The organism is Streptomyces subrutilus (genome assembly GCF_001746425.1).
Lineage (GTDB): Bacteria > Actinomycetota > Actinomycetes > Streptomycetales > Streptomycetaceae > Streptomyces > Streptomyces subrutilus_A.
This window is the reverse complement of record NZ_MEHK01000001.1, coordinates 6,473,617-6,484,403: the sequence shown is the minus strand read 5'-3', so window position 1 is coordinate 6,484,403 and position 10,787 is coordinate 6,473,617. Positions and strand designations below refer to the sequence as shown.

The following is a 10,787-nucleotide window of genomic DNA, read 5'->3' as shown; positions in this document are numbered from 1 at the left end:
TCCGCTCCCTTCAGGCGATTTCGTGGCGGAAGTCGGCCGGCCGCGGGCGCTCCCGGCCCAGCAGCATGATCAGCAGGGGTGCTTCGCCGGTCCCGGTCAGCCCGAGCTCCTCGACGTACGCGATGTTGTCGAAGCCGAGGGCCACGCCGGCGCCCAGGCCGAAGGCCGCGGCGGTGGTGTAGAAGGTCTGCGCGACGGCGCCGACGGTGCCGCCGACGAGGCGGTAGCCGCGGTCGCCCACGGCGTCCAGCACGGCGGTGGTGCGGACGGTCGGGACGAGTACCGCGCCGGCCTGTTCCAGGTTGTAGTTGGAGAGGAAGTAGGTGCGCTGGAGGAAGGGGCCGGGCGGGCCCGGTTTCACCAGGCGCAGGGCGTGCGCGGCCGGATCGTATGCGTAGGCGCCGGGGGCGACGCCCTCGACGTGGTTGACGAAGGCGTAGAGCGAGGTCAGCGGCGGTCCGCCGGGGCGCTCGACCTCCGTGCCGTAAGCGGTGGCGGCGCTGTCGGCCAGTGCGGCGGCGAGCTCCTCGGCCGTGACCGGGCGGGAGGCGTCGAAGCGGCCGAAGCTGCTGCGGCGTTCGCGCAGGGCCCGTCCCGTGGCGGACGGCGGCGGAGGGGGCGCCGGGAGCGGCAGCGGATCGGCGCCCCGCGGCGGGAACGCGGCTGCCCGGTCCAGCGCGCCCGGTGCGGGGCGGTCGGCGGCCCGCCCGGCGGTGGCCTCGTGGATGCGCAGCAGCGTCTCGAACACGAGGACCCGGCGGGAGCGTTCGACGTCGCGGTGCCGGACCGCGGCGTCCTCGGTGCCGCCGTCCCCGGGCGCCGGAGCGCCTTCGCGGGAGGCCGGAGCGCCCTTCCGGGAGGCCGGGGTGCCGTTCCCGGGGGCCGGAGCGCCCTCCCGGGGCGCTCGGGCGGCGTCCTGCCAGGTCAGCGGGACGACCGCGAAGATCCCCTCCTCCTCGGACGCCACGCCCAGCAGCCGGGCCAGGCGGTCCTCGTCGAACCAGAGCACCGGGTCGATCCGCAGCCCGTACTGCGCCGCCCACAGGCGCCAGGTCTGCACCAGGGCGCCCACGTCCATGCTCACGGCGTGGAAGGAGAAGCTGTTGTACTTGAACGCGTTCTGCCAGTACTTGACGCTGAGGACGAGGTACTGCGTCGCCTCCGCGGCCGGGCCCGCCCCAGGGCCGAGGGCCTCGCGCACCTGCCCGGTGACGTCGCCCGTGAGCAGGCGCCGCAGGCCGTGCTGGTGCGGCGCGTAGTGGTAGAGCCCCGGGGTCAGGGGCCCGCCCGGCCCGGCCGCCCAGTGGATGCCCACCGGGTAGAGCCCGCCGCCCGAGGCGGTGCCCCGCGACCAGTTGGCGTGCGTGTAGTGCGGCAGCGCGGCCAGGTCGGTGTTCGCCTGGACCGCGAGACGCCGTCCGGTCAGCCCGTACGAGTCCCGCAGCATCCCGGCCAGCAGCGGCAGGGTGAATCCCGCCGCGGGCTGCCCCGGCCGGGCGTGCGGCGCCGCCGTCGGCAGCGGGAAGGTCTCGGCGCCGGGGTGGTACTTCGCCTTGCGGGGCCGGTCGGCCCAGTCGGGCACGAAGTCGACGGGCTCCATCGGCACCCGGCCGCGGTGCATGATCTCGTGGGCGTAGACATGGGCGTAGCCCATGGGTCCTCCTGCGTTCGGGTGGGACGCCGGTGGCGGCGGGGGGTCAGGGAAAGGGATGGGGGGCCGGGTTCAGGTCGCCGGGCTCCAGCTCGCGCTCGCGCAGCCCGGCGGCGAACAGGGCCGTCCGCATCCGCGGCATGCCGAGGGCCCGTTGCCGGGTCCACCCGAAGTCGATGGGGAGCAGCCCGGGGACGAGCACGCTGACCGTGTGCAGGCCGAGCGCCCGCTGCTCGGGCATCGTCTGGTCCACGACCACGACGTCGAAGCCCTCGTCCGTCACCGCCGCCACGCACCGCTCCAGATCGGTGCGCACGTCCTCGGAGACGGCCGAGCCGCGCGCGTCGGGCCACCGCAACTCGGCCACGGTGCGCGGGCGCTCGTGGCCGGGCCGGCGCAGCAGGAAGTCCGCGTGCCGGCCCATCTCCGGGATCCCGTACACGAGCGGGTGGTCGTGCAGCGCCGTCACCAGCCCGAAGTCGGCTGCCATGGCCCGCAGCCGGGCTTCGTCGCGCTCGGTGCGCCCGGGCAGGTTGACGGCGTCCGTGGCGATCTCGCAGAGCGCCGAGTCCAGGGCGGACTCCGGGTCGAGGCCGGCTCCCGCGCCGAAGCACATCCGGCCGGGGCCGCCGTCGAAGCGCTCGGCCACCGCCGTCACGACGGGGATCGGGAAGGTGATCCGGGTGTCGAAGAAGCGGGCCCGGTAGCCGTACATCGCCAGCCGGTCGACCATCGCGCGGGTCGACGGCCGGGTGCTGCTCGCCGGGTCGATCTCGGGCAGCGGCTGGCGCCCGTACCACGTGAGCAGGAAGGCGTCGCGTTCCACGACCTCCATCAGGGCGAAGTAGACGGCCTCGGCCTGACTGCCGCCAGAGGCGCAGCCGTTGGAGCTCTCCTGCACGAATCGGTGCTCGAGGCCGGGCGCGTGATAGTACGTCAAGATCTCCGGTACCAGGCGGGGCGTCCGGTCGCGCAGCGACCAGCCCCAGACCCAGGCGATCTCCCGGTCCGGGTCGAAGGGCCGCACGCGCGGGTTCTCCCGGTGGAAGGCCTCGCTGTACAGGCCGACCTCCCTCGGGTCCACGGCGTCTGCGCCGAACCGCTTCAGCGAACCCGTGACGCTGGTGGTCCGCGCCCGTGCCCGCATCCCGGCGTAGCGTTCCAGCCCCTCCAGCACCCCCACCCGCGCGCTGCGCGCGAAGGAGTCCGTGTGGCCGCCCCAGAACGTCTCGCGCAGGTACTCGCCCGAACGCATCGAGAAGCAGCCGATGGTCGCGGAGGTGGAGGTGGAGGAGACGTCCTGGACGAGGGAGGGCCCCAGCGCCCCGCACAGCGGGTTCGCGAAGGCCGCCACGTCGATCGCGTACGACTCGACGGGACGGGTGCGGAAGACGCCGGGCCGGTACTTCGGTGCGGGCGGCAGCTCCAGCACGGCGCCCTCCGCGGTGTCCCGGCCCGGGGTTCCGCACACCGGGCACTCGGGATCCGGGACGAGCGGATATCGGCGGACGGATCCGTTCCGCAGGTCGAGCGAGCGGACCTCGGGAAACCCGCCACCGGGCACCGGGGCGGCGGGGCGGGGCTCCCGGGCGGCCGCGATCAGGGCGGCCAGCGCCCCCGCGGCGAAGGCGTGCGCGTACGGCCAGTCGCCCGCGGCCCGCGTGCCGCCGCCGAGTTCCAGGGCGTCCCGGAGGGCGACCGACCGCACCGCCTGCCAACGGCGTTCCAGACACCGGGCGCAGCCGCCGGGTGGCCCCACCACCGCCAGGTGGCCGTACAGGTGAACGGGCACGGCCGCACCGTCGCCGTCGCCGTGGCCGTGGCCGTCGCCGGTCTCGGGGGCGGGGCGGGTGAAGGCGTCCGCGCACCCGAGGGCCGACAGCGTCACCCGGGGACCGCCGAGCGTCCCCAGGGCGCACTCCAGCAGCGCGGTGAAGCGGGCGGCCGCGTCCGGACCGAGGGCGGCCGCGACCTCGGGGCCGGCCGTCAGGGCACCGGTGTCAGTGGTCATCGCCCGGCTCCTGGTCGGTGGTGAGGAGCACTCTGGCGGTGTACAGGCCGGCCGAGGCCAGGTCGGCGGACCCGGTCGGGACGAGGTAGGCGTCCCGGCCCGCCGCCCGCAGCCGCTCCAGCACCTCGGACCAGCCGGCGGCGGCCGGGCCGGCGTCCTGCGGGCCCGGGTCCGCGGGCGGGGCGCCGGCGGACACCGTCAGCGTGCGGGCGTCGAGGTCCGGCAGCAGGGGATCGCCGATGTCGGCCGGTCCGCCGGTGGCGGCTGCGTCCTGCTCGTACTGCACGGCGCCCAGCAGGTCGCGCAGCGCGGCCACCGTGGCCGTCTGCCGGTCCAGTGCGGCGCCCACGGCCCAGCGCTCCCCCGCCCGGGCGAGCAGCACCTGGACTCCGGACCGCGCGCCCTCGCCGAGGTCGAGCAGTTCGACGGCGAGCCCGAGACGCTCCGCCGACCGCACGAGGAAGGCGAGTTCGGCATCGGGCGTCCGGTCCGTCAGGTGTACGCGTGCGGCCGCGGTCCCGCGTACGGCCCGCAGCAGGGCGTCGTGGGCCAGGGCGGACAGCAGGCCCGCGGCGGCGGCGTCGGCGGGCGAGGGTCCGGCGCCGGAGCCCGCGCGGGTGCGCTCGAAGAGCCGGTCGCCGTTGTACGGGCCGAAGGGGCGGACCGCGCCCGCGGGAACCAGCGCGGGCTCCTTCGTGACGATTGAGACGGCCTGCTGCCAGGCGGCGGCCGTCCCCGGCAGGCCGGAGGCGACGGTCAGGGAGCTCTCCGCGACCGACTCCCCGGTCCGGTCCGACACTCCTCGTACGGGGACCACGTGCTCGGCGTAGACCAGGGCCGCGGCGTCCAGGGCCCGCATCCGCGCGCCGGCGACGTGGTGGACGTCGAAGGCGGCGATCGCGCGGGGGCCGGCGTGGCCGGCGCCGAACTCGACCACGCTCAGCTTGAGCGGGAGCTGGGTGAGCGGCTCGTCCGCGTAGCGGGTGAAGACGCCGGTGAGCGGACGGACGAGCGCGGAGCGCCGGTTCAACTCCTCGACGAGGGCGTCCGCTTCGCGCGCCGTCTCCAGGGTGGGCAGCGCGGGCGCCCCGCAGGTGCCCGCCGCGGAGAGGTCCACCGGCGCCACCTGCTCCCGTGCCGCTTCCTCGACCGGGGCGCAGAACGGGCACCGCGGGTGCGCGAGGAGGGGCTCCGCCGTGACGTCCAGCGAGGCCGTGTCCTGCACGATCACCTGGCCCGCGGTCTCGGCGGGCAGGGCTCCCGAGGTGGCGCGGAAGACCTCGTACCCGAGGAGGTTGCCGATCATCGCGGCCAGCGGCCGCCCCGGCTCGGGGCCGGCCGGCGCGGGGCTGCCGGGCAGGGCCAGCGCGCTCCACAGCTCGGCCGCGGCGGCGGTGTCCCGGCCGGCGGCCGCGCCGAGCCGGAGCGCGGCGCAGGCCCAGCAGCCGGGGGTGCCGGGCGTCATCAGGGGGCCGATCACGGCGTCGGCGCCGTACGTCCAGGCCGGCAGCAGGGTGCGGCCGGCGGGGATCCCCGCGCGCAGCAGCGGCAGCAGCCGGGCGGGCGCGCTCCGGCCGCCGGTGACGACCACGAGGTCGTAGTCGGCCAGGTCGGACCAGGAGGGCTCCTGCCCGGGGGCCGACGGCAGGGTGCGCAGCTCGACCGGACAGCCGTCGGCGACGGCTTCGGCCGCCTCCGCGTCGAGCTCCGGGGTGCCGGGGCCGGGTATCACACCGACGGTCGCGCAGCCGTTGCGTATCAGGCTCGACGCGCACCAGCGGGCCACGTCGTCCTCGCCGAGCACGGCCACCCGGGTCTCCCGGAAGCGCAGGAACCGGGCCTCGGCGTCGTCGGAGTAGTGATCCGCGTAGGCGATCTGCGGGGCGTAGCGGCGGGCCACGTCCGGGGTGGGCTCCGGCTGCCCGGCGGCGGGTCCGCCGGGGGTGGTGACGGGCCGGGCGAAGTCCCGCTCGTACAGGGTGCGGACGAGTTCGCCGACCATGGTCCGCTGCGGTTCGCCGAGGCCGCGGCACAGGTCGGCGACCGTGTGCTCGCCGGTGAGGTGGGGGACGATCACCGTGGCGAAGCGGTACGCGGACTTGGCCGTGAGGCGGAAGCCGCCGTCCGCGTTGTGGAACAGCACGCCGTCCGGCGTCTCGGTGAACAGCACGTCCCTGCGGATCCGGGGACGGGTCGCGGCAACGGCTTGATAACTGGCGTGGGCCATGGGAAACACCCCTGGGTGCGGTCTGGGCGGGATCGGGGAGGAAGCCTGGAACGGTGAGGGGAGGAGGGGAAGAGGGGAAGAGGGACGTGAGGGCCTGGTGACGGCGGGTGGGATGGGTGGGACGGGTCAGTGCAGCGCGGCCGCGGCGGCCGTCGCGTGCGTGCGGACGTGCCAACGCGCGTAGATGCGGAGGAAGTCGTGGAGGCGGTAGGGACCGGGCGGCCCGTCCTCCAGCAGCCCCGCTTCCACGAGCTGTTCGAGTACGGACTCGCTCTCCCGCGCCGACACGTCCTCGTCAGCGGCGTGTGCGCCCAGCCGCAGGAACGCCTCCCTCAGCTCCGGGGGTAGCGCGTCGAGCGCCTGCCCCAGTACGTCGGGCACCGAGAGCCGGGCCTCCTCCGCGAGGGCGAGGCGCGCGGGGGGATCCTCCGCGAGCCAGGCCGCACAGTCCGCGACCGACAGGCCGGGCCGGGTCAGCAGCCGTCCGGCGGCGATCCGCAGGGCGAGCGGGAAGTGGCCGCACACGCGGGCCAGTTCCCGGGCCGCGGCGGGCTCGGCCGCGATCCGCTCGGTGCCCACGAGCCCGGCGAGCAGCGCGTACGCCTCGGCCGACCGCAGTACGTCGAGCCGGTGCACGGCGCCGCCGTGCGTGGCGACCACCGCCGCCAGGCCGCGCCTGCTGGTGACGAGGACGGAGGCGTCCTCCACGGCGGGCAGCAGCGCCAGTACCTGCCAGGCGCCGACCGCGCCGTCCAGGACGATGAGCCGTCGGTCGGGGCCGGGCTCCGGCAGCAGCCCGGCCGCCTCCTCGACGGCGACCGCGGACCCGTCCGGCCGGGCCAGCTGGAGGGCGAACACCCCGCCGGGGAAGGACTCCCGCACCTCGTGGGCGGTCTGGCGGGCCAGCGCCGACTTTCCGATGCCCGGCGCCCCCGAGACGACGACCAGGCGCGGTCCGTCGGCGGCGGTGAGCCGTGCGGCCATGGCCCTGCGGTCGCTCTCGCGCCCGGCGAAGGCGGGGACGGGCAGCACCGCCCGGGCCGCCCCGGCCGGCCGGGCCGCCCGGGCGGGGGCGGCCGCGCCGGCGGGCAGCGCGGGGACCTTGCCCGGGGTCGCCGCCCGCGCGGCTCCGGGCGGGGCGGGCGCGAGGTCCTCGGCGCGCAGGATGGCGAGTTCCAGACGGCGCAGGCCCGGGCCCGGGTCGATGCCGAGCTCGTCGCGCAGCCGGTCGCGGACGGTGCGGTACTCGGCGAGTGCCTCGGTCTGCCGTCCGGTGCGGTAGAGCGCCTCGATGAGCTGCTCGGTGAAGCGTTCGCGCACCGGGTGCCGGCGGGCGCTCTCGTACAGGTCGACCAGGACCTGGTGGCAGTTCCCGGCGGCCAGTTCGAGGTCGCAGACGCGCTCCAGCACCCGCAGCCGCTCCTGTTCGAGCGCGGGCACCGCGTCCTGCTGGAGCATGCGCGAGGCCACGTTGGCGAGGGGCTGCCCCTGCCAGAGCGACAGCGCCTCCCGGAGCCGGTAGAGCTCCTCCCCGGGGCCGGCCGCCGCCCCGGCCTGGGCCGTGAGCGTCCGGAACAGCACGAGGTCGAGGGTCTCGGTGTCGTTGTGCATCCGGTAACCGCCCGGAACTGCCTCGATGGTGGTCGCGGATATGCCGTACTTGGCGAAAAGCCGTCGCAGCCTGAGGACACACGTCTGCAGTGCGGCCCGGGCCGTGGCGGGCGGTTCTTCGTCCCATACGGCGCGCATCAGGTAGGCGGTGGACACCACCGTGCCGGGATGCAGCAGAAGTGCGGCGAGAAGACTGGTCGGCTTGGACGGTTTGAGAACAACGGTTTCAGGGCCGTGCGCAATGCTCAAGGGCCCCAGAAGCTGGAACCGGATGACTGATCCCCCGTGTCGGGACACCCATTCCCCCTATAGGGAGCGTGGCGGGGGCGGTGGTCTCCGGGTTCCGCGGGGCTCGTCACACGCCCGAAATAGTCCGGACCAAGCCCGCATTGCCGTCCGCCCCCCGTTGGGCGGTGAATAGCTGGAACACTACATAACGGATCTTGCGGAAGTCGAGCCAGAGGATGTCCGATTTAACGTCCGTTGGTTTTTTCTCGCTTCTCCGTAACCTGAACGCTTCGAGGAGTTACCGTCGGTCCGTCAAAACCGTTCAGCCGTAAACGAATTACGGCGCGGCGCCATCCAAGCACGATGTCGTGATCCAATTAAGGTGCATATTCCGCCACTGATATGGCCGATCCTCGCCCCCGGCCGACTCACCCCGGCCGACGGGCCTCGACCGCGGGGCGCAATCCCTCCCCACCTGACGGACTATTAGGTTAGGCTTACCTAATAATGGGGGTGTGGGGATGCAGAAGAACGCACGACACCAAGCACCGCAGGACGAGTGGGCCGACGGCGTACTGGCCTGGATGGGTTCCCAGGAGGAGGTCGACCGGGCCCTGCGCGACGCGTTGCGCCGCTCGCCCAGCCAGCGCGAGGAGACGCTCGCCCGGATGGCGGACGCGCTCCGCGGGGCCGCCCAGGGACTGACCATCCCGGGGTGCGCGGCCGCGGCGGGCGTGCCCGAGCGCACCCTGCGCGGATGGCTGGACATCGACGCCGGCTTCGCCCGCGCGCTGAGCGCCGCGCACGCACTGGCCGAGGCGCACGGGCTGAGACCGGGGGCGGCGCCGCCCCCCGCCGCACTGCAACTGGTCCTGAACGCGATCCGCAAGGGGGCGACCGGGCCTGCGGCGGCGGGCCTCGTCGGGATCTCCGTCCGCGGGTTCAACCGCCTGCGCGCCGAGGCTCCGCCCCTGGCGGCCCTGGCCTCGGCGGCCCAGCGCGCCCGCACGGCGCACGCGAGCGCGGGTCGGCGGCGCAGGCGCCTCGGCGCCCCGAGCGGTCGCCCCGAGTACCGCATCGTGCAGCTCGACGATCCCATCCTGTCCCCGTCCAACCAGCCGGACGCCTCCACAGGCGGGTTGAGCGAGAAGCCCGCACAACAGGGCCTCGGGGCCGAGTCGGAAAACGGCGGGCCGGACGGCCCGCTGCGGGAAATGGACCTTCCCCGCTGAACACCTGGACCCAATGACCCTCACCTGCGCGGCGGTTGATTGTCCATCAGGCGACTCGGCGGCCACCTTGACAGCCTCCGAGCTGTCGGAGATCTTAGGCAAGCCTTACCTAATAAAAAAGGGTAGGACCGAGGAAGGATGGGCATGTCCGCACCGCACGCGAGCTCCACACCCGGGGACGCTCTCCCGGACAGCAGGGATCTGGTGGGAATCGGCTTCGGGCCGGCCAATCTCGCCCTGGCGATAGCGATCCGGGAGCACAACGGCCGACGAGCCTCCGGCGAGGAGATCCGGGCCTCCTTCATCGAGCGCCAGGAGGACTTCGGCTGGCACCAGGGCATGCTCCTCGAAGGAGCCACCATGCAGGTGTCCTTCCTCAAGGACCTGGTGACGATGCGCAATCCGGGAAGCCCCTTCAGCTTCCTGCACTACCTGCAGGAACGGGACCGGCTGGCCGATTTCATCAACCAGAAGACCTTCTTCCCCACCCGCCTCGAGTTCCACGACTACTTCCGCTGGTGCGCCTCCTCCTTCGCCGGGCAGGTCGACTACGGCACCGAGGCCGTCGAGGTGCGACCGGCCGGGTCCGCGGACGCCGCGGACCACCTGGACGTCATCACCCGGCCGGCCTCCGGGACGGGGCATCGGCGCACCACCCGCACCCGCAACCTCGTCCTCGGAACCGGGCTGCGCCCCCACGTCCCGGACGGCATCAGCACCGGCCCCCGCATCTGGCACAACCGCGACCTGCTGCACCGCGCGCCAGGACTGACCGTCCGGCCGCACCGCCGCTTCGTCGTCGTCGGCGCCGGCCAGTCGGCCGCGGAGACCGCCGACCACCTGCACCGCACGTTCCCCGACGCCGAGGTCTGCGCGGTGTTCACCCGCTACGGGTACAGCCCCGCCGACGACAGCCCGTTCGCCAACCGGATCTTCGACCCGGCCGCCGTGGACGAGTTCTTCCAGGCCCCGGAGGAGGTCAAGCAGCAGCTGATCGGCTACCACGCCAACACCAACTACGCGGTGGTGGACGGCGATCTGATCGAGCACCTGTACCGGACCGTCTACCAGGAGAAGGTGGCGGGCACCGAGCGGCTGCGCGTCCTCAACACCACCACCCTCGCCTCCGTGGAGGAACTCCCCGACGGGGCACGGGCGGTGGTGCGCTCCCTCACCACGGGCGAGACGCTCACCCTCGACTGCGACGCGGTGGTCCTGGCCACCGGGTACCGGCCCACCGATCCGGCGGACCTGCTCGGCGACCTGGCCGGGGAGTGCCTCACGGACGGGCAGGGACGGCTGCGCGTCGGCCGCGACCACCGGGTCGAGACCACCGACCGCATCCGGGCCGGCATCTACGTCCAGGGCGCCGCCGTCGAGCACACCCACGGCATCACCGCCTCCCTGCTGTCCACGCTGGCCGTACGCTCCGGGGAGATCTGCGACTCCCTGCTGCTGCGCGTCGCCGAGCGCGAGGTGCAGAACGCCATGGCGGCCAGGGCGGCGGCCGCCGACGGTGTGCCCGCACACCACTGACCCGGGTTGGGCCGTGGTGCACGGCGAGGACCTAGCCGCGGGGCTGGTCCACGAGCGCGTAGGCCGCTCCGCCGTACATGTAGCCGTGCGCGGACGGGGCGGGGAGGGCGGTGTCGCGGATGCCCGGAAGTGAGGTTCCGGCGAGGCCGAGCGGGGTGAACAGCCGGTCCTGGAACCGCCGGGCCAGCGGTCGTCCGCCCGCCTTCTCGGCGACGAGGCCGAGCAGCGCGTAGTCGGTGTTGCTGTACTCGTAGGACGCGTCGGGCGCTCCTTCGCCCCGCCGACGGCTCG

At 74.5% G+C, this 10,787-nt stretch carries 6 protein-coding genes and 1 pseudogene; 2 read left to right on the top strand and 5 right to left on the bottom strand.

Annotated elements, in window-relative coordinates; all coding sequences use genetic code 11:
- Positions 1 to 10: 10 nt before the first annotated feature.
- From BGK67_RS29570 to BGK67_RS29555, 4 genes are all read right to left on the bottom strand, one after another.
- A complete protein-coding gene (locus tag BGK67_RS29570; RefSeq protein WP_069922942.1) occupies positions 11 to 1,654 on the bottom strand; it encodes a SagB family peptide dehydrogenase in 1,644 nt (547 codons plus the stop codon).
- A 43-nt stretch (positions 1,655 to 1,697) separates the two neighbouring features.
- Entirely contained in the window at positions 1,698 to 3,662 is a 1,965-nt protein-coding gene (locus BGK67_RS29565) for a TOMM precursor leader peptide-binding protein (RefSeq protein WP_069922941.1), read from the bottom strand.
- A complete protein-coding gene (locus BGK67_RS29560; protein WP_069922940.1) occupies positions 3,652 to 5,889 on the bottom strand; it encodes a TOMM precursor leader peptide-binding protein in 2,238 nt (745 codons plus the stop codon). The genes BGK67_RS29565 and BGK67_RS29560 overlap by 11 nt, the downstream gene beginning before the upstream one ends.
- Positions 5,890 to 6,015: 126 nt before the next feature.
- Positions 6,016 to 7,749, bottom strand: coding sequence for an AfsR/SARP family transcriptional regulator (locus tag BGK67_RS29555; RefSeq protein WP_079154441.1), 1,734 nt, complete (start codon positions 7,747 to 7,749; stop codon positions 6,016 to 6,018).
- Between the two features lie 500 nt (positions 7,750 to 8,249).
- On the opposite strand from BGK67_RS29555, the gene BGK67_RS29550 reads away from it, so the two are divergent.
- Together BGK67_RS29550 and BGK67_RS29545 are read left to right on the top strand one after the other, a co-directional pair.
- Positions 8,250 to 8,960, top strand: a complete 711-nt coding sequence (locus tag BGK67_RS29550; protein ID WP_141754084.1) for a serine/threonine-protein kinase — start codon at positions 8,250 to 8,252, stop codon at positions 8,958 to 8,960.
- Between the two features lie 144 nt (positions 8,961 to 9,104).
- Entirely contained in the window at positions 9,105 to 10,496 is a 1,392-nt protein-coding gene (locus BGK67_RS29545; RefSeq protein WP_069922938.1) for a lysine N(6)-hydroxylase/L-ornithine N(5)-oxygenase family protein, read from the top strand.
- Between the two features lie 31 nt (positions 10,497 to 10,527).
- On the opposite strand, the pseudogene BGK67_RS36665 reads toward BGK67_RS29545, so the two are convergent.
- Positions 10,528 to 10,767 (bottom strand): annotated as a pseudogene (locus tag BGK67_RS36665) (serine hydrolase); the annotation flags it as partial.
- Between the last annotated feature and the right edge of the window lie 20 nt (positions 10,768 to 10,787).

Excerpts from the sequence above, each read along its gene's own strand:
- BGK67_RS29565 (WP_069922941.1), bottom strand. The coding sequence starts at position 3,662 with ATGACCACTGACACCGGTGCCCTGACGGCCGGCCCCGAGGTCGCGGCC.
- BGK67_RS29570 (WP_069922942.1), bottom strand. The coding sequence starts at position 1,654 with ATGGGCTACGCCCATGTCTACGCCCACGAGATCATGCACCGCGGCCGG.
- BGK67_RS29545 (WP_069922938.1), top strand. The coding sequence starts at position 9,105 with ATGTCCGCACCGCACGCGAGCTCCACACCCGGGGACGCTCTCCCGGAC.
- BGK67_RS29550 (WP_141754084.1), top strand. The coding sequence starts at position 8,250 with ATGCAGAAGAACGCACGACACCAAGCACCGCAGGACGAGTGGGCCGAC.
- BGK67_RS29560 (WP_069922940.1), bottom strand. The coding sequence starts at position 5,889 with ATGGCCCACGCCAGTTATCAAGCCGTTGCCGCGACCCGTCCCCGGATC.